The following is a 17,108-nucleotide window of genomic DNA, read 5'->3' on the forward strand; positions in this document are numbered from 1 at the left end:
GGTGCCGCCCGCTGGCCGAGGCATGCGGGCGACACGATCTTCGTCGGGTCAGTCTTCGATGTGGACGCCGCGCCAGAAGGCGATGTAGCCCTTGATGTTTTTGGCGGCGTCTTTGGTTTCGGGGTAGTACCAGGCGGCGTCTTCGTTGCGTTCGCCGTCGACTTCGATGGTGTAGTAGCTGGCGGTGCCCTTCCACGGGCAGATGGTGTGCGTGTCGGAGTCCCTGAGCAGATCGGTCTTGACCGAGTCGATCGGGAAGTAGTGGTTTCCTTCGACGACCTCGGTCTTGTCGCTTTGCGCGATCACAGTGCCGTTCCAGGTAGCAGTAGCCATGACTCCACTATGGCCGGTTTCTCTCGGTTCATGCACGGATCGCGATGTCGCAGGGGTGCGGTAGCGCTAGCGTCGAACTGGTGAGCCGAACCCAATGGACGATTCATGGTGAGAACGTCGTCGACGAGAATCGGCACATCAGGCTGTCGACCGTTGACATCGAGTTGCCTGACGGCGTGAAGTTCACACAGTACGTCATTCGAATGCCTCGTTGCGCAATGACGTTGGTGCTCAACGATAGTCGTGAGATTCTATTGATGTATCGACACCGGTTCATCATCGACCGCTGGGTGTGGGAGCTGCCTGGCGGCTACGTCGACGGTGTCGAGGATGTTGCCGCCGCCGCGGCGAGGGAAGTCGAGGAGGAGACCGGCTGGCGGCCGAAGTCGATGGAACATCTGGTCACCTATCAACCGTCGATCGGAAGCCTGGACCAGCCGCAGGAGATCTTCCTCGCTCGCGGAGCAGACCTGACCGATACTCCACCTGATGTCAACGAAGCCGAGGACATCAGGTGGATTTCGCTGGCCGATGCGCTCGTGATGATCGACCGAGGCGAAATCATCGGCGCTGCAACGGTCGTCGCGGTGTATCGGGCACTCAGTCTGGAGGGGTGGTAGCAGCGGGTGCCTCGGGCAGCGGCATCGTTTCTTTTGCAATCCGGTGGACTCCCCGCACTCGGCACCGTTCGAGCCGCATGCTGTTGGACAGACGGTGGGAGGAACACATGAATATCTGGGGCAACGCTATGTCGGCATTAGCCGTACTCTGCGGAGTGGTACTCGGCGGTTGGCTGTCCACCCGGAATCAGGACCGTCAGTGGCGGCGGGACCACCAGCGTGAGTGGCGCGATATCCGTTTATCGGCCTACCACGACTTCGTGGCCGCGTACCGCCAATATGTGGCCTTTGCACTCGAGCCGTCCGCGCGCATCTCCGCTGTCCCGCATCCGTGGATCGCTCATGAGTTGGTGCCGTATTTCGACGAAGTCGGTAGACCGTACAAGGAGCGGCTCGAGTCTGCCTGGACCGGGGCGAGGCTTGTCTTCGACTCGGTGGAGACCGCGGACGCGGGCCTCAGAGTACTCACGTCCGCCCGACAAGTCGCTGCAGCTCGAGCGAACCACGGTTCAGAGGAGATTCCGCCGGCGTTGTTCAGGGAGCTGTGGCGGTCGCAGGATACGTTCGTCGCTGCTGCGCGAAAGGAAATGGGTCTCGGGTTGGTCGTGTCAGGGCCGCCTGCGTGAATCAGCCGGCCACGGCAGAGCGGGGCGACGCGGGATGTGCTGCCGCGTGATCATGGCCCATGGTGACTAGATGTTTCGGGGGTGAGTTGGGAGAGGGGGGTGCCGGCTAGGAGTTGGTCTAGGGCGGTGCGCATGGTGGGGCATTCGCGGGCGGGGTGGTCGGCGGGGCAGTGCAGGGCGTGGGTGAGGAAGGTTTGGGCGGTTCGGGCTTGGGTGATGACGCGTTCGAGGTCGGTGATCTGCTGGGCGAGGAGGTCGCGCCATTCGGGGCTGGGGGCGTCGAGGACGGCGCCGGCGGTGTCCAAGGGCAGGCCGAGGCTTTGCGCGACCTTGATGAAGGCGAGACGGCGCATCTGGTCGGTGTTGTACATCCGTTTGCCGCCGGTGCGGGTGGTCGGGCACACCAGGCCGCGTTCGTCGTAGTAGCGCAGTGCCGACGTGGTCATGCCGAGCATCGCCGCGGCCTGACCGATCGGGATCAGATCCATCCCACTATTTGACTTCAAGTCGACTTGAACCTGCAAGGTGGCGGGAGACAACCACTTCCGAGGAGATCCACCATGAATGCCCCATTGGCTCCCGTCGTCAACCATCACGCCGACCACCGCGGTTTCGCCGGACCGATCGGCCTCGCCATGGGATTCGTCATGCTTGCCCTGGGTCGTCGCCGTGCCCGCATCGTGGCCGACTTGGCCGCGGTGACGAAGGCCGACCACGTCCTGGACATCGGGTGCGGGCCCGGCGGCGCGGTGCAGGCGGCCGCGCGCCGCGGGGCGCGGGTGACCGGCGTCGATCCGTCCGCGTCGATGCTGCGCCTGGCCCGAGTCTTCGTGCGCGGGAAGACCATTCGCTGGGCGACGGGAGTCGCGGAGCATCTCCCGCTATCCGACGGCGCGGTCACCGCGGCATGGGCGGTGGCCACCGTGCATCACTGGCCCGATGTCACCGGCGGGTTGTCCGAGGCGTATCGCGTGCTGCAACCCGGCGGCCGATTCCTCACGGTCGAGCGGGCGGTGCAGGCCGAGGTTACCGGCCTGGGCAGCCACGGATGGACCGGGGAACAAGCCGAGGCCTTCGCGAACCTTTGCCGCGCAGCACATTTCACGGATGTGCAGGTCGAACACCGGGTCATGGGCCGCTATGCCCTGTGGGCAGTCCATGCGACCCGTCCGTGAGGCCGGACCGGCTTTGCAACCTTGCGGCCCAGCTCCGAAGGTGCGGCCCTCGACTTGTTTCGGCGGCGAGGAGTTCCCGCCCGGAAGGCCGAGCGGCCGTTACGACTACATCAGGCGGTGCCGCAGCCTGCACAGCGATCGCGCACGACCGTTAGGTCGCTGGTGAATTCGATCCATCGGAGTGGGATCGCACGATGCCTTCGGCGTGCGCGCCGACCCAGGTGAGCAGACCGTGCAACTGCTCGGCCAATTCGGCGCCCATCGGTGTCAGCGCGTAGGTGACCCGGGGTGGGATGGTCGGTTCGACGATGCGTTCGGTGAAGCCGTAATCGGTGAAGGTGCGCAGGTTTTGGGAGAGCATCTTCTCGCTGATGCCGTCGATCCGATCGCGCAGGACGTAGAAGCGCAGCGGCCGGTCGCGCAGGGCCGCGAGGATCAGGACACCCCAGCGGCTGGTGATCTTGTCGAGGATCGTCCGGGCGGGGCAGTCTTTGTCGAATGCGTCACGCTGCGGGTCGGAGGGATGACTTTCTGCCTGGAAACCTACCGCCACGCCCTGAGCTTACCTCGAGGTAGGGACTTACCTGAGGTAAGCCCGCTTTGTACGGTGGCCGTATGGCATCCAAATATCTGGTGATCGGCGCGACCGGTCACGTTGGCGGGCAAGTGGTTTCGCAACTGGTGGCCGCCGGGGAGCAGGTGCGCGCAGTGGCTCGCAACCCGGCTGCCGCGCGGCTACCCGAGGGCGTGCAGGTCGTCCCCGGCGACCTGACCGCCCCCGACACACTGGCGGCCGCCCTCGCCGATATCGACGCGGTCTATCTGACCTGGCCCGCACTATCGGTCGAGCACGCCGGACCGGCGATCGAGGTGATCGCAGCGCACGCCCGTCGCATCGTCCTGCTGTCCTCCGCTGCGGTCCGCGACGACCTCGAGGAGCAGGACAATCCGATCGGCGCCACGCACGCCGCCATCGAGCGGCCGATCGTGGCGTCCGGCTCGGAGTGGACTTTCCTGCGCCCCTACGGTTTCGCGACGAACACCCTGGAGTGGGCGGCACAGATCCGGGCGGGTGACACGGTCCGTGGCGCGTACGGCGCGGCGTCGATGACGCTGCTGCACGAGGCCGATATCGCGGCGGTCGCGGTGCGCGCGCTGACCACCGACGACCATCTCGGGGCGAAATACGAGCTGTCCGGTCCGTCGGCAGCCACCCGCATCGAGCAGGTCGCGACCATCGGCCGGGCGCTCGGGCGCACCTTGTCCTGGGCAGAGATCACACCCGAACAGGCCAGGCGGGAAATGACCTGGCTACCAACGGAATACGCCGACTTCGTGCTGGCGGGTCTGGCCGCGATGGTAGACAAGCCGGGCCCGGCTACCACCACGGTGGAGCGGGTCACCGGATCGCCCGCCCGCACGTACGCGCAGTGGGCGGCCGATCACGTCGCCGACTTCCGCTGACCCGGCTGTCAGGAGATGCGCTGACAGGAACTGCCGGTGTCGAGTCCGGTGCCGATCACCTCGATGGAGGTGAACTTGGTCGAGGTGTAGCGGCCGGGCTCGCTCTGGATGGCGACGAGGTTCTGGCGGCCGACCCGCGTCGGCGTCCAGGTGGCGGTCACCGTGTTGTTCTCCGGATGGTGCACGGCCTCGCCGGGGATGCGCTCCCCGTTGCCGGGAATGACTCCGCCGGACAATACGAAGAACACCGAGCCCGGCGGAATCACCGCGTCGGTGACCCCCGCCGTGACCGTGTAGCGGCACCCGGTCAGCAGACCTTCGGCGCCGGCGGCGACGCTCACATCGGCCACGTCGGCGGTGGCCGGTACCGCGAGCACCGCGCCGAAGGCGGTCAGGGCGACACCGCTCACGACAATTCGGGCAATGGACCTACGCATCGTGCTACCTCCTCGGACGGGTGGGTATACGGGCGATCAGGTACCGCGTGAGAAGAGCCTAATCGGCGCCGGAACCCGGTAACCGAAGGATTTGATGAATCGGGCGCCGACCCGGGATCCGCGCTCGTCCAGCGCCGGGGCGCCGAAGGTGTTCAGCATCCGGTTGATCACGTTGAAGAACGTGCCCACCCAGACGGCCTCTTCGAAGGCCTCGGCCGAGACGCCCGCCTGCCGCACCTTGTCGGCGTCGGCCGGCGTCAGGCCGTCGGGATCGCGGGTCATCCGCCGCAGGAATTCGATCATCGCCTGCGCTTCGGGGCGCAGGGGCGAATCCCCGTTGGCGGTCAGCGCGCGATCCACCACGCCGATGTCGATGTATGCGCCCGCGATCGCGTGATGCGCGGAGTAGCAGAACGGGCATTCGTTCGCCTCCGACGTTGCGGTGGCGAAGATTTCGCGTTCGGCCACGGTCCAGAACGACGGACCGCGTAACGACTGCTGGAACATGTCCGACAGCGGCGTACCGAAGAATCGGTGCCGATAGAACAGGAGCTTGAGCACCGCGGGCGGTTCCATTCGGCTGGACCGCCGGATACCGCCGAGCACGGTCCGCGTTACCCGGTCATGTCCGGATTCGACTGCGCTGAGCCACATTTCAGTGCCCCTCCCAGGCGCGCCGGGCCGCGCGTAGCCGCCGATCGGCCGCGCCGTAGGCCGCCAGAGCCGCGGCCTCGAAGATCTGGTCGTCGCTGTGCCCCGCCGCGGTGAGCCCGGCGATGGTGTCCGCGGTGGATCGGTACGAGTGCTGCGCGACCAGCTCGGCGAAGTCGGCTAGTTCGGCCGAAATATCGCCGGCGCTGTCACCGATGGCGGTGCGCTGCCTGATCTTTCGCCGAATTTCGCTCGGCAACTGGCCGGGGGAGGAAATCAAGTGCTCGCCGAATTGCCGCCACTTTTCGTCCATCGACTCATTCTCATCGATCGGTGCGCAGTGCGCCCCGCTATCGGAAAGTCACTCGTCTTTTGGCGGATTCGGTCGCAGTACGACGGTGCGCCGGCGCAGATCGATCCCGAGCAGTGATGGCGCGCACCGTTCTTCCTCGTCGCGCAACATGGTGTCGGACGCGCGATGGTCGAGATCCATCCGCTCGGTGCTGTAGAACATCGCCGTGGACTCGTCGGTGAACGTGCCCGACACGCGGGTGCGCCGCTTGCCCAGCACCAGTTCGTAGTGTCGTGCGTGTTCCCGGTCACCGGATCGCCGCACCCGAACCCCGCTGACCTGCGCCGAAAAGCGGGACACGGCTGCGGGATCGAGCCGGCGAGCAATAGTTCGGGCGGAGCGGATATTTCGGGCGAACCGGGGTATACGCCGGGTAGCAAGTTGCGGGAAGGACGAGATGCCGTATGCGCCGTCGAACTGTCCGCTCGAGACCGATGAGCGAGAGAAATATGAGAATCGGAAGCATTATTGTCTTGATCTGGTTGCTGATCGGCGTCATCGCCGCGGCCCAGCGGGACTACTTCGACAGCGGCCCGGTGAACTGCGCGGGCTTCGGCACCATCGCGGTCACGGTGATCGCGGGTCCGCTCAACTACATGGGCGTGAACCCGAAGGTCGACGATTGCAATGTGCCGCAACCGAGTCCGTAATCCACCGACCGTGATCCACTGAGCCGGCGCGCACCGGCAAGACCTTGCGGCGACGACCTCGCATCCGGTTTCCGGGTGCGAGGTCGGCTGCGTCTCGGCGACACAACAGACCGTCCTGTCGTGTTGGGCGCGTCGCGGCGGAGCGCCAGATAATGACGTTGCTCGAGATGCGCCGACGAACGAGGCAGTAATGAGACTTGGAAGCGTGATCGTCGTGCTCTGGTTCGTGATCGGCGTGATCGCCGCGGGCCAGCGCCATTACTTCGACAGCGGCCCGATCAACTGCGCGGGCTTCGGCAACATAGCGCTCACCGTGCTCGCGGGCCCGCTCAACTACGTGGGGGTGAACCCGAAGGTGCCCGACTGCAACGTGCCGCAGCCGAGCCAGTAGGAAAAGCCCAGCATAAGTGGGTCGCGCCCGGGTATCTCCAGGTGGGGAGCACGGAAGGAAGCGATGCCATGCGCGAGCGCGACACCCGCGATATCCGTACACGGGGCTCCCGTCGTACGGGTACCCGCTTGTTCAGCACGCTGTTGCTCATCTGGTTGGTCATCGGCCTGCTGGCCGCGGGCCAGCGCCACTATTTCCAGAGTGGCCCGACGAATTGCGCGGGCTGGGGCACGATCGCCGTCACCACCATCGCAGGCCCGCTCAACTACTTCGGCGTGAATCCGAAGGTGTCGGACTGCGTCCTGCCCGAACCCAGCCAGTAGCGCACCGGCGCGCCCCCACCCGGCCACCGGATGGGGGCGCCTCGGGACCGATCAGCCGACCGGCTGTTTCACGGTGCTCGGGTGCTCCTGCCCGCGCAAAGCGAACAGCTTGGCGCCTTCCACATCGATGTCCGGCACGATCTTGTCCAGCCAGGCCGGCATCCACCACGCCCACTTGCCCATCAGCGCGAGCAGCGAGGGAATCAGCACCATCCGCACCAGGAACGCGTCGAACAGCACGCCCGCCGCGAGCGCGAAACCCATCATCTTCGCGGTGACGTCGGCCTCCAGCAGGAACGAGCCGAACACCGAGATCATGATGACCGCGGCGGAGGTGACCACCCGCGCGCCGTGGTGGTAGCCGCTGATCATCGCCTCCTTAGGCGGCTTGCCGTGCACGTATTCCTCGCGCATGCGGGTCACCAGGAAGACCTGGTAGTCCATCGCGAGGCCGAACACCAAGCCGATCAACATGATCGGCAGGAAGCTGACGATCGCGCGCGGGTCCTGGATCAGGCCGAGCTTGCCCTCCTGGAAGATCAGCACGGTCGCACCGAAGGTGGCGGCCATGGAGAGCAGGAAGCCGAGCGCGCCGGTGAGCGGCACCAGGATCGAGCGGAACACCAGGATCAGCAGCACGAACGCCGCGCCCGCGACGATGGCCATGTACGGCACGATCTTGCTGAGCAGCACGTGGTCGATATCGGCGTAGATCGCGGTGGTACCGGTGATGCCGTATTTCATCCCGTATTCCGCTTCGAGCCTGCCCTCGGCGTCGCGCGCGTCCCGGACCAGGTCCTTGGTGGTCTGGTCGTTCGGGCCCGATTTGGGTACGCCGTTGATCAGCGCGCCCTGACCGTCCTGGCTCAACTGCGGCTCGGTCACGTAGTCCATATCCGGGTACGAGGTGAGTTCCGAGCGCAACGAATTCAACGCGTCGGTGCGTTTGTCCGGCGCGACGCCAGTCAGATCGACGGCGATCTGCAGTACGCCGTTGCTGCCCTCGCCGAACCCGGACGTGCGCAGTTCGTAGGCCTTCCGGACGGTCGAGGTCTTCGGCATGCTGTCCTCGCCGGGTAGCCCGAGATTCATATGCACCGCGGGCAGGGCGAGCAGGCCGAGCACCACCACGCTCAGGATCAGCGCCACCGCGGGCGCCTTGCCGATGAGCTGGGCGAAGCGCATGCCGTTGGTGACCGAGTCGTCGTCTTCCGGGTCGTGCTGCGCGATGACCGGCAGCTTCGGCTTGAACAGGAACCGGCCGAACGCGCCGAGCAGCGCGGGCATCAGCGTGATCGCGGTGAGCACCGCGAACCCGGCGGCGACCGCGCCGCCGAGACCCATGAAGGTCAAGAATCGAACGCCCACGATGGCCAGCCCGACCAAGGCGATGATGACCGTCAGCCCGGCGAACACCACCGCCGAACCCGCGGTGCCGAGCGCCGTGCCCGCGGCTTCTTCGGGTGAATCCTGTACTGCCAGTTCGTGTTTGTAGCGGGAGACGATGAACAGCGCGTAGTCGATGGAGAGCGCGATGCCGATCATCGAGGCGAGGAAGGTGGTGAAACTCGGGATCGACAGGAACGCGGTGCCGAGGAAGATCAGCGAGGTGGCGGCGCTGAGCCCGACGATCGCGGTGATGATCGGCACGAAGGCGGCGACGATCGCGCCGAACGCCACGATCATCACGACCAGCGCCACCGCCATGCCGATGAGTTCGGACTTGCCGCTGGGCGCCTGCTGCTCCATCGCGATGGTGCCGCTCATCTCCACCGTCAATCCGGCGGCGCGCGCCTGATCGGCCACGTCGTAGGCCGCCTTGCGATTGTCGGCGGTGATCTCGGTGAATTCCTTGATGGTGAACGGGACGCTGAAGAAGGCGACGGTCTCGGGCTCGGTCTTTTTGAGCACGTTCAGCGGTGCGCCGCTGCATTTGGCCGGGTCCGGTTGGGCGACCAGGCAGCCCAGCTGCTCGGTGGCCGTGAGCGGATCGGCGATCGGTTTGCTGTGGTCGACGATGTCGAGCTGGTTCAGCTTGTCCAGCAGCGCGCCGATGGCCTGCCGGTTCGCCGGGTCGGTGAGCTTCTGCCCGGGTGGCGCGCCGATCACATAGGTTCCCGTGACGGCGTCGAATTTGAAGGCCGCCGACATGCCGGGGAAGTGCTGGTCGAGAATCTGCGTCGCCCGTTCCGAGGGCAGGTTCGGCATGCTGAAGTCGTCGCTCATCGGCTCCTTCAGCTGGGTGCCGAGCCCGCCGAGCACCAGGAACAGGGCGATCCAGATGGGCAGTACCAGCCACTTGTGCCGGAAGGCGAACTTTCCCCACCGGTATAGATACACGGACACAGGGTTCTCCTCGCGGTGATCGGGTCGTGCCGGATCGGATCGAGCGACAAGCGCGCGGGCCGACAGCGCCCGCGGAACTACCGAGCTGGAGAGTCGAACTTCTTCTGAGTCTGCTGCGGACCAGTCACAAGATCAAGAACCGCCGCTGGATATGACTCGGCCCCGCACGCGAAATTCGCATGCGGGGCCGAATCGGACCAGGTCAGCTGACGGCGACGGGTTCCTTCGCCGGGGTGGCCGAGCGCTGCTGCAACTCGCGCAGCTTGGTGCCCTCCACGTCGATATCGGGCAGGATCCGGTCCAGCCACTTCGGCATCCACCAGCCCCACTTGCCCATCAGCACCAGCAGTGACGGGATCAGGATCATCCGCACGATGAACGCGTCGAACAGCACGCCCGCCGCCAGCGCGAAACCGAACGACTTCGCCGTCACGTCGGTTTCCAGCAGGAACGAGCCGAACACCGAGATCATGATGACCGCGGCCGAGGTCACCACGCGGGCACCGTGGTGATAACCGGCGACGACCGCCTCGGTCGGGGACTTGCCCTTGACGAACTCCTCGCGCATGCGGGTCACCAGGAACACCTGGTAGTCCATCGCGAGGCCGAACACCAAGCCGATCAACATGATCGGCAGGAAGCTGACCAGCGGATGCGGGTCCTCGATCAGGCCGAACTTGCCCTGCTGGAAGATCAGCACCGTGGCGCCGAAGGTGGCCGCCATCGAGAGCAGGAAGCCGAGCGCCGCGGTCAGCGGCACCAGGATCGAACGGAACACCAGGATCAGCAGCACGAACGCGGCACCGGCGACGATCGCCAGGTACGGCACGATCTTGCCGAGCAGCACGTGGTCGACATCGGCGTAGATCGCCGTGCTGCCGGTGATGCCGTACTCCACCCCGAATTCGGCTTTCAGCTGCGCTTCCGCATCGCGGGCGTCGCTCACCAGATCCTTGGTGGCCTGGTTGTTCGGACCGGACTTCGGCACGCCGTCGAGCAGCACGCCCTGCTTGTCCTCGCTCCACTTCGGCGCGGTCACGTAGTCCATGCCGGGGTAGGCGGCGAGCTTGTCCCGCAACGCCTTGACCGCGGTCTCCCGGACCTCGACCGGCACGTTGGACAGGTCGGCTGCCACGTTCAGCACGCCGTTGCTGCCCTCGCCGAACCCGGCGGTGCGCAGCTCGTAGGCCTTGCGGATGGTCGAGGTCTTCGGCTGGCTGTCGTCACCGGGCAGGCCGAGGTTCAGTCCGGCGGCCGGTGCGGCGAGCGCGCCGAGCACCACGACGCTCAGGATCAACGCGACCCACGGCGCCTTGCCGATCAACCGGCCGAAGCGCATGCCCATGGTGACCGAGTTGTCGTCTTCGGGGTCGTGCTGGGCGATGAGCGGCAACTTAGGCTTGAACAGGAACCGGCCGAACGCGCCGAGCAGCGCGGGCATCAGCGTGATCGCGGTGAGCACCGCGAATCCGGCGGCGATGGCGCCACCCAGACCCATGAAGGTCAGGAACTGCACGCCGACGATGCTCAGCCCGGCGAGCGCGATGATCACCGTCAGGCCGGCGAACACCACCGCGGACCCTGCGGTGCCGAGTGCGGTTCCGGCCGCTTCCTCCGGTGAATCCTGTACTGCCAGTTCGTGTTTGTAGCGCGAGACGATGAACAGCGCGTAGTCGATGGACAGCGCGATGCCGATCATCGAGGCGAGGAAGGTGGTGAAGCTCGGGATCTCGATCGCCGAGGTGCCCAGCATGATCAGCGAGGTGGCCGCACCGAGGCCGACGATCGCGGTCACGATCGGCACGAAGGCGGCGACGATCGCGCCGAACGCCACGATCATCACGATCAGCGCGACGCCCATGCCGATCATCTCGGACTTGCCGCTGGGCGCCTGCTGCTTCATCGCGATCGAGCCGCTCATCTCGACGTCGAGCCCGGCATTGCGCGCGTCGGAGGCCACGGCGTAGGCGGCGTCGCGCTCCTTGTCGGTGACGTCGGTGAACTTCTTGATGGTGAACGGCACATTCAGCACCGCGACCGAGTCGGGCGCGGTCTTGCTGAGCACGTTCAGCGGTGCGCCGCTGCAGGTCGCGGGGTCGGGGTTGGCCAGGCAGCCCATCTTCTCGGCCGCCTCGACCGGATTCATGACCGGCTTGCTGTGATCGACGATGTCGAGTTCGCCGAGCTTGGCGATGAACGCGTCGAGCGCGGCGCGGTTGGCCGGGTCGGTGAGCTTCTGCCCCGCGGGCGCGCCGATCACGTAGGTGCCGGTGACCGCGTCGAATTTGAAGGCGGCCGAAGCGCCGGGAAAGTGCTTGTCCAGAATGTCGTTGGCGCGCGCCGAAGGCAGATCCGGCATGCTGAAGTCATTGCTCATCGGCTTGCTCAGCTGCGCGCCGAGACCGCCGAGCAGCAAGAACAGCAGCAGCCAGACGGGTAGCACGATCCATTTCCGGCGGAAGGCGAACTTCCCCCATCTGTATAGATACACGGACACGAAGGGTCTCCTAGCGGTGCTGAGGCGTGATGAATTCAGAGCCGGAGACAGCTACTCGCGGGGTTGCCCTGCCGGCCCCGCCTCCACTGACGCTTTCTGCCTACCGTGCGGTAGGTAGACTATCCGAGCGATAAGCGGAGGTACAACCTCAATTTCTCCGGCATGGTTAGCCCGGCGCACTAGTGGTGAGAGGATCATCCGATGGCTGCCCGTTCCACCCCCAACGGCATCGTTGCTGGTCGGGGCACTAAATCCGCGATACGCGATGCCGCGGTGAAGCTTTTCGGCGACAAAGGATTCGAACAGACGAGTCTGCGTGAGGTCGCCGATGCGGTGGGAATCACAAAGGCATCGCTCTACTATCACTACGCTTCCAAGCTCGAATTGCTGCACGCCATCATCGATCCGATCATCGACCACCTGCGCTCGGTCGTCGTCGACATCGAGCAGCGACCGCACGACCCGGACACCATCCGGGACGTGCTGCGGATCTACCTGCGTGGCATGGTGTCGCACCGCGACGCCGGCGCGCTGGTGCTGCGTGACACCGTGACGATCGTCAACGCGGTGGCCGACCGGCATCCCGATCTCGTCGACGACGACCAGACGCTGCGCGAGTGGCTGGCCGGCCCGGACCCGACCGACGAGGCCAAGCTGCGCGCGAGCGCGGCGCTCGCGATGCTCGGGGTCGCGTTGATGTCCAAGGAGTTCGCGCCGGGCGCCGACGACAGCCTGGTGGAAGCCACGTTGCTGGACGCGGCGACGTGCGTACTCACCGCGCGAGATTGCGCGTAGATTGCAGCTACTTGACCGGAAACGCCGTACATCGCCAGGAGTCGCTGTGCACATCACCGCGAAGGTCGACTACGCGGTGCGGACGTTGCTCGAGATCGCCCGCGCATCGCAGTCGAGTCAGGCTCCGTCGGGGCCCGCGCCCGCCGCACCGGCGGCGCCGGTCGTGAAGGCGGACGCGATCGCGACCGCGCAGGGCATCCCGCCCAAGGTGCTCGAGACGGTGCTCAGCGACCTGCGCCGCGCCGAACTCGTGATCAGCAGACGCGGGCCGGACGGCGGCTACTGGCTGGCTCGCCCGGCCGCCGAGATCTCCATCGCCGACGTGATCCGCGCGATCGAGGGCCCGCTCGCGTCGGTGCGTGGTGAGCGTCCGGAGGACGTGACCTATTCTGGCGCTGCCGAATCTTTGCAACGCGTGTGGATTGCGCTGCGCGTGAATATTCGTGCGGTACTGGAAAATGTGTCGATCGATGACATAGCCGACGGTAGGCTGCCTGGGTTCATTGATGCGCTCACCGAGGACGCGGGCGCATGGGCGCGCAGGGAGCGTCCGCTGAATCAGACCTAGCATCCGCTGACTCGGGATCGGCGCCGGCTGGATTAGAACGAGCGAAATAGCCGCTGCACGTCACCACCTTAGGCGCGAAAAGCGCCCCGACGGGAGGGTATTCATGCTGTTCAGGAGTCATCGTGACGCGCGTCACGGCAGCCGGGTAACCTGCGGTCCATCATGCTGATCCGACTGCTTCGCACCTACCTGTACCCCTATCGCACCCAGCTGGCCGGGGTCGTTGTGCTGCAGCTGATCTCGGTGATCGCGATGCTGTATCTACCGAGCCTCAACGCCGACCTCATCGACAACGGCGTGACCAAGGGCGATATCGGCTACATCTGGAGCACCGGACTGCGCATGCTCGCGGTCACCGGCGTGCAGATCGTCGCCTCGGCCTGCTCGGTGTATCTCGGCGCACTGGCGGCGATGAGCGCGGGCCGCGACTTGCGCGGCGCGCTGCTGCACCGGGTCGGCACCTTCTCCGCGCGCGAAGTCGGCATGTTCGGTGCGCCGTCGCTGATCACCCGCAACACCAACGATATTCAGCAGGTGCAGCTGCTCATCGCGATGTCGGCGACCATCCTGGTGATGGCCCCGATCATGTGCATCGGCGGCATCATCATGGCGCTGCGCGAGGACTTCAGCCTGTCCTGGCTGCTGCTCATCGCGGTGCCGGTGCTCGGCCTGTCGATGGCCTTCATCATCAGCCGGATGGTGCCCGGCTTCCGGGACATGCAGACCCGCATCGACGAGGTGAACCGGGTGCTGCGCGAACAGATCACCGGCATCCGGGTGGTCCGCGCCTTCGTCCGGGAACGCCAGGAGACCTGGCGTTTCGGCGTCGCCAACAACGAACTCACCGAGACCGCGCTGCGCGTGGGCAGGCTGATGGCGTTGATGTTCCCGACGGTGATGCTGATCAGCAACCTGACCGCGGTCGCGGTGATCTGGTTCGGCGGCAAGGCCGTCGACGAGGGCACCATGCAGATCGGCTCGCTCACCGCGATGCTGTCCTACATCATGCAGATCCTGATGGCCGTCATGATGGCCTCGTTCCTGGCCATGATGGCGCCGCGCGCCGCGGTCTCGGCCGACCGGATCGGCGAGGTGCTCGAGACCGAATCGTCGGTCGTGCCACCGAAACTGCCGCAGCCGTTCGCGGGTGACCCGGCCGACGTCGAATTCCAGTTCGCCGAATTCGCCTTCCCGGGCGCGGAGAAGCCGGTGCTCAAAGCCATTCGCTTCCACGTGAAACCGGGCACCACGACCGCGATCGTCGGCTCGACCGGTTCCGGAAAGACCACACTGCTCAACCTCATTCCGCGGTTGATGGATGTCACCGACGGCGCGGTGTATCTCGGCGGCACCGATGTCCGGCATGTCGATCTGGAACTGTTGCGCGCGCAGGTCGGGTTGATTCCGCAGAAGGCTTATCTGTTCTCCGGAACCGTCGCCAGCAATCTGCGCTACGGCAATCCCGACGCCACCGACGACGAACTGTGGCGCTGCCTGGAGATCGCGCAGGCCGCCGACTTCGTGCGAGAAATGCCGCAGGGCTTGGAAACTCCGATCGCGCAGGGCGGCACCACGGTGTCGGGCGGCCAGCGCCAGCGGCTCGCGATCGCGCGGGCGCTGGTGAAGGCGCCGCGCGTCTACCTGTTCGACGACTCGTTCTCCGCGCTCGACGTGGCGACCGACGCCCGGTTGCGCGACGCGCTGCGCGCGGTGACCAAGGACGCCTCGGTCATCATCGTGGCCCAGCGCATCACGACCATTCGCGACGCGGACCAGATCGTGGTGCTCGAAGACGGCGAGATGGCCGGCGTCGGCAGCCATGAGCAGCTGATGCGCGACTGCAAGGAATATCAGGAGATCGTCGCATCCCAGCTGAGCGCGGAGGAGGTTCGATGAGGCCAGGAATGCCCGGTCCGGGCGCGCCGGACGCCAAGGCGAAATCGTTCGGACCGTCCCTGAAGCGCCTGCTGCGCAGGCTCGCACCCGAAAAGAAATACGTCTGGGCCGTCGTCGTGCTCGCCATCGCCTCGGTGGTGCTGAACACCCTCGGACCGTACATGCTCGGCAAAGCCACCAACCTGGTCTTCGACGGGGTCGTCGGTAAGCAGCTGAAGTTCCCGCCGGGCACCACCAAGGAGCAGGCGGTCGAGTTCCTGCGGTCCAGGGGTGACAGCACTTTCGCCGACATGCTGAGTTCGATGGATGTGGTGCCGGGCGTCGGCGTCGATTTCGACGCGGTCGGCCGGGTGCTCATGGTGGTGCTCGCGCTCTACATCGGCGCGGCGCTGTTCGGCTGGCTGCAGGCCTTCCTGCTGAACATCGTCATCAACCGGACGGTGAAGCGGCTGCGCGGCGACATCGAGGACAAGATCCATCGACTTCCGTTGCGCTACTTCGACTCGCAGCCGCGCGGCGACGTGCTCAGCCGGGTCACCAACGACGTGGACAACGTGTCGCAGAGTCTGCAGCAGACCATGAGCCAGCTGATCGTCTCGGTGTTCACCGTGATCGGCATCCTCGGCATGATGTTCTGGATCTCCTGGCTGCTCGCCCTGATCGCGCTGCTCACGGTGCCCGCGGCGATCATCGTCACCGCGCAGATCGCCAAGCGGTCCAAGCCGCACTTCGTGGACCAGTGGAAGTACACCGGCATGGTGAACGCCCAGGTCGAGGAGGCCTACACCGGCCACGAGGTCGTCACCGCGTTCGGCCGCAGCCGCGAGGTCGGCCAAGAGTTCGACCAGCGCAACGAGCAGCTCTACCAGTCGAGTTTCAAGGCGCAGTTCATCTCCGGCTTGATCATGCCCGCGATCATGTTCCTCGGGAACGTGAACTTCGTGCTGGTGGCGCTGGTCGGCGGTCTGCGGGTCGCGACCGGTCAGCTCTCGCTCGGCGAGGTGCAGGCGTTCATCCAGTACTCGCGTCAGTTCAGCCAGCCGCTCACCCAGATCGGCGCGATGGCCAACCTGCTGCAGTCCGGGGTCGCCTCCGCCGAACGGATCTTCGAGATCCTCGACGCCGAGGAGGAGAGCCCCGATCCGGAGCAGCCCGACGTTCGCCCGGTGGATCGCGGCGAGGTCGAGTTCGAGGGCATCTCCTTCCGCTACGAACCGGAAAAGCCGGTGATCGAACGGCTTTCGCTGATCGCCGAGCCCGGGCACGTGATCGCCATCGTCGGCCCCACCGGCGCGGGCAAGACCACGCTGGTGAACCTGCTGATGCGGTTCTACGAACTGGACTCCGGCACCATCACCATCGACGGTGTCGACATCACCCGGATCACCCGCGATCACCTGCGTTCCCGGATCGGCATGGTGCTCCAGGACACCTGGCTGTTCAAGGGGACCATCCGGGAGAACATCGCCTACGGCAGCCCGACCGCCAGCGAGGAAGACATCCTCGCCGCGGCGCGCGCGGCCTACGTCGACCGGTTCGTGCACGCGTTGCCCGAGGGCTACGACACGATCATCGATGAGGAGGGCTCCGGCGTCAGCGCCGGTGAGAAGCAGCTGATCACCATCGCGCGGGCGTTCCTCGCGAAGCCGTCCATCCTGATCCTGGACGAGGCGACCAGCTCGGTCGACACCCGCACCGAACTGCTGGTGCAGCACGCGACCGCGGCCCTGCGCCGCGATCGCACCAGCTTCGTCATCGCGCACCGCCTGTCCACCATCCGCGACGCCGACCTGATCGTCGTCATGGAGGCGGGACGCATCGTCGAACACGGCACGCACGAGCGCCTGCTCGAGGAACGCGGACCGTACTACCGCCTGTACAACGCGCAGTTCGCGGCGGCCGCCGCCGACGCGTAACCCACCGACCGCGCCGCACAGCAGACCCGTCCGCTGTGCGGCGCGTTCGCGTCTGCCCTGCCGATTCC

20 protein-coding genes are annotated in these 17,108 nt (G+C 66.0%); 11 read left to right on the forward strand and 9 right to left on the reverse strand.

Features of this window, described 5'->3' with window-relative positions:
- Positions 1-48: 48 nt before the first annotated feature.
- Entirely contained in the window at positions 49-333 is a 285-nt protein-coding gene (locus NVU01S_RS12170; RefSeq protein WP_043681119.1) for a DUF427 domain-containing protein, read from the reverse strand.
- Between the two features lie 80 nt (positions 334-413).
- On the opposite strand from NVU01S_RS12170, the gene NVU01S_RS12175 reads away from it, so the two are divergent.
- Together NVU01S_RS12175 and NVU01S_RS12180 are read left to right on the forward strand one after the other, a co-directional pair.
- Positions 414-953, forward strand: coding sequence for an NUDIX domain-containing protein (locus NVU01S_RS12175; RefSeq protein WP_043681148.1), 540 nt, complete (start codon positions 414-416; stop codon positions 951-953).
- Between the two features lie 107 nt (positions 954-1,060).
- Positions 1,061-1,579, forward strand: a complete 519-nt coding sequence (locus NVU01S_RS12180) for a hypothetical protein (RefSeq protein WP_156161959.1) — start codon at positions 1,061-1,063, stop codon at positions 1,577-1,579.
- Positions 1,580-1,629: 50 nt separating this feature from the next.
- Here the strand turns inward: NVU01S_RS12180 and NVU01S_RS12185 are convergent, their stop codons facing one another.
- Positions 1,630-2,067, reverse strand: a complete 438-nt coding sequence (locus NVU01S_RS12185) for a helix-turn-helix domain-containing protein (protein ID WP_043681121.1) — start codon at positions 2,065-2,067, stop codon at positions 1,630-1,632.
- A gap of 72 nt (positions 2,068-2,139) precedes the next feature.
- Between NVU01S_RS12185 and NVU01S_RS12190 the strand changes: the two genes are divergently transcribed.
- Complete coding sequence (locus NVU01S_RS12190; protein ID WP_043681122.1) at positions 2,140-2,754, forward strand: class I SAM-dependent methyltransferase; 615 nt, start codon at positions 2,140-2,142, stop codon at positions 2,752-2,754.
- A gap of 151 nt (positions 2,755-2,905) precedes the next feature.
- Here NVU01S_RS12190 and NVU01S_RS12195 read toward each other — a convergent pair whose 3' ends face one another.
- Positions 2,906-3,307 carry a winged helix-turn-helix transcriptional regulator gene (locus NVU01S_RS12195; protein ID WP_043681124.1) on the reverse strand — a complete coding sequence of 134 codons (402 nt, stop codon included), beginning with the start codon at positions 3,305-3,307 and terminating at the stop codon, positions 2,906-2,908.
- A gap of 62 nt (positions 3,308-3,369) precedes the next feature.
- Between NVU01S_RS12195 and NVU01S_RS12200 the strand changes: the two genes are divergently transcribed.
- Positions 3,370-4,218 (forward strand): NAD(P)H-binding protein, encoded by an 849-nt coding sequence (locus NVU01S_RS12200; protein WP_043681125.1) that lies wholly within the window; start codon positions 3,370-3,372, stop codon positions 4,216-4,218.
- Between the two features lie 8 nt (positions 4,219-4,226).
- On the opposite strand, the gene NVU01S_RS12205 is transcribed toward NVU01S_RS12200, so the two are convergent.
- Genes NVU01S_RS12205 through NVU01S_RS12220 form a run of 4 tightly spaced genes read right to left on the reverse strand, consistent with a single transcriptional unit; the run spans position 4,227 to position 5,958 of the window.
- Positions 4,227-4,655 (reverse strand): hypothetical protein, encoded by a 429-nt coding sequence (locus NVU01S_RS12205; RefSeq protein WP_156161960.1) that lies wholly within the window; start codon positions 4,653-4,655, stop codon positions 4,227-4,229.
- Between the two features lie 36 nt (positions 4,656-4,691).
- Entirely contained in the window at positions 4,692-5,309 is a 618-nt protein-coding gene (locus NVU01S_RS12210) for a carboxymuconolactone decarboxylase family protein (RefSeq protein WP_063048102.1), read from the reverse strand.
- Position 5,310: 1 nt separating this feature from the next.
- A complete protein-coding gene (locus NVU01S_RS12215) occupies positions 5,311-5,619 on the reverse strand; it encodes a hypothetical protein (RefSeq protein ID WP_043681127.1) in 309 nt (102 codons plus the stop codon).
- 48 nt (positions 5,620-5,667) lie between these two features.
- The gene (locus tag NVU01S_RS12220) at positions 5,668-5,958 is read right to left on the reverse strand and encodes a DUF6191 domain-containing protein (RefSeq protein WP_063048103.1); all 291 of its coding nucleotides are present in this window, start codon (positions 5,956-5,958) and stop codon (positions 5,668-5,670) included.
- Positions 5,959-6,107: 149 nt separating this feature from the next.
- Here NVU01S_RS12220 and NVU01S_RS12225 point away from each other — a divergent pair, with 149 nt between their 5' ends.
- The 3 genes from NVU01S_RS12225 to NVU01S_RS12235 all read left to right on the forward strand — a co-directional run bounded on the left by NVU01S_RS12225 (position 6,108) and on the right by NVU01S_RS12235 (position 7,022).
- A complete protein-coding gene (locus NVU01S_RS12225) occupies positions 6,108-6,308 on the forward strand; it encodes a hypothetical protein (protein WP_029894752.1) in 201 nt (66 codons plus the stop codon).
- Between the two features lie 190 nt (positions 6,309-6,498).
- Positions 6,499-6,699 (forward strand): hypothetical protein, encoded by a 201-nt coding sequence (locus NVU01S_RS12230; RefSeq protein ID WP_029894749.1) that lies wholly within the window; start codon positions 6,499-6,501, stop codon positions 6,697-6,699.
- A 68-nt stretch (positions 6,700-6,767) separates the two neighbouring features.
- Positions 6,768-7,022: a hypothetical protein gene (locus NVU01S_RS12235; protein WP_052281176.1), complete on the forward strand. Its 255-nt coding sequence runs from the start codon at positions 6,768-6,770 to the stop codon at positions 7,020-7,022.
- A 51-nt stretch (positions 7,023-7,073) separates the two neighbouring features.
- Here the strand turns inward: NVU01S_RS12235 and NVU01S_RS12240 are convergent, their stop codons facing one another.
- Positions 7,074-9,368, reverse strand: coding sequence for an MMPL family transporter (locus NVU01S_RS12240; protein ID WP_043678722.1), 2,295 nt, complete (start codon positions 9,366-9,368; stop codon positions 7,074-7,076).
- A gap of 202 nt (positions 9,369-9,570) precedes the next feature.
- The gene (locus tag NVU01S_RS12245) at positions 9,571-11,865 is read right to left on the reverse strand and encodes an MMPL family transporter (protein WP_043678719.1); all 2,295 of its coding nucleotides are present in this window, start codon (positions 11,863-11,865) and stop codon (positions 9,571-9,573) included.
- A gap of 201 nt (positions 11,866-12,066) precedes the next feature.
- Between NVU01S_RS12245 and NVU01S_RS12250 the strand changes: the two genes are divergently transcribed.
- The 4 genes from NVU01S_RS12250 (at position 12,067) to NVU01S_RS12265 (ending at position 17,040) form a co-directional block, all read left to right on the forward strand.
- The gene (locus NVU01S_RS12250) at positions 12,067-12,660 is read left to right on the forward strand and encodes a TetR/AcrR family transcriptional regulator (protein ID WP_043678717.1); all 594 of its coding nucleotides are present in this window, start codon (positions 12,067-12,069) and stop codon (positions 12,658-12,660) included.
- A gap of 46 nt (positions 12,661-12,706) precedes the next feature.
- Entirely contained in the window at positions 12,707-13,228 is a 522-nt protein-coding gene (locus NVU01S_RS12255; protein WP_043678715.1) for an RrF2 family transcriptional regulator, read from the forward strand.
- A 162-nt stretch (positions 13,229-13,390) separates the two neighbouring features.
- On the forward strand, positions 13,391-15,124 hold the full coding sequence (locus NVU01S_RS12260) for an ABC transporter ATP-binding protein (RefSeq protein ID WP_043678713.1): 1,734 nt from the start codon (positions 13,391-13,393) through the stop codon (positions 15,122-15,124).
- Positions 15,121-17,040 (forward strand): ABC transporter ATP-binding protein, encoded by a 1,920-nt coding sequence (locus tag NVU01S_RS12265; RefSeq protein ID WP_052281175.1) that lies wholly within the window; start codon positions 15,121-15,123, stop codon positions 17,038-17,040. Before NVU01S_RS12260 ends, NVU01S_RS12265 begins: the two co-directional genes overlap by 4 nt.
- Positions 17,041-17,108: the final 68 nt, after the last annotated feature.

The organism is Nocardia vulneris (assembly GCF_001613425.1).
Classification (GTDB): domain Bacteria; phylum Actinomycetota; class Actinomycetes; order Mycobacteriales; family Mycobacteriaceae; genus Nocardia; species Nocardia vulneris.

Excerpts from the sequence above, each read along its gene's own strand:
- NVU01S_RS12170 (WP_043681119.1), bottom strand. The coding sequence starts at position 333 with ATGGCTACTGCTACCTGGAACGGCACTGTGATCGCGCAAAGCGACAAG.
- NVU01S_RS12180 (WP_156161959.1), top strand. The coding sequence starts at position 1,061 with ATGAATATCTGGGGCAACGCTATGTCGGCATTAGCCGTACTCTGCGGA.
- NVU01S_RS12185 (WP_043681121.1), bottom strand. The coding sequence starts at position 2,067 with ATGGATCTGATCCCGATCGGTCAGGCCGCGGCGATGCTCGGCATGACC.
- NVU01S_RS12190 (WP_043681122.1), top strand. The coding sequence starts at position 2,140 with ATGAATGCCCCATTGGCTCCCGTCGTCAACCATCACGCCGACCACCGC.
- NVU01S_RS12200 (WP_043681125.1), top strand. The coding sequence starts at position 3,370 with ATGGCATCCAAATATCTGGTGATCGGCGCGACCGGTCACGTTGGCGGG.
- NVU01S_RS12205 (WP_156161960.1), bottom strand. The coding sequence starts at position 4,655 with ATGCGTAGGTCCATTGCCCGAATTGTCGTGAGCGGTGTCGCCCTGACC.
- NVU01S_RS12210 (WP_063048102.1), bottom strand. The coding sequence starts at position 5,309 with ATGTGGCTCAGCGCAGTCGAATCCGGACATGACCGGGTAACGCGGACC.
- NVU01S_RS12215 (WP_043681127.1), bottom strand. The coding sequence starts at position 5,619 with ATGGACGAAAAGTGGCGGCAATTCGGCGAGCACTTGATTTCCTCCCCC.
- NVU01S_RS12225 (WP_029894752.1), top strand. The coding sequence starts at position 6,108 with ATGAGAATCGGAAGCATTATTGTCTTGATCTGGTTGCTGATCGGCGTC.
- NVU01S_RS12230 (WP_029894749.1), top strand. The coding sequence starts at position 6,499 with ATGAGACTTGGAAGCGTGATCGTCGTGCTCTGGTTCGTGATCGGCGTG.
- NVU01S_RS12235 (WP_052281176.1), top strand. The coding sequence starts at position 6,768 with ATGCGCGAGCGCGACACCCGCGATATCCGTACACGGGGCTCCCGTCGT.
- NVU01S_RS12250 (WP_043678717.1), top strand. The coding sequence starts at position 12,067 with ATGGCTGCCCGTTCCACCCCCAACGGCATCGTTGCTGGTCGGGGCACT.
- NVU01S_RS12260 (WP_043678713.1), top strand. The coding sequence starts at position 13,391 with ATGCTGATCCGACTGCTTCGCACCTACCTGTACCCCTATCGCACCCAG.
- NVU01S_RS12265 (WP_052281175.1), top strand. The coding sequence starts at position 15,121 with ATGAGGCCAGGAATGCCCGGTCCGGGCGCGCCGGACGCCAAGGCGAAA.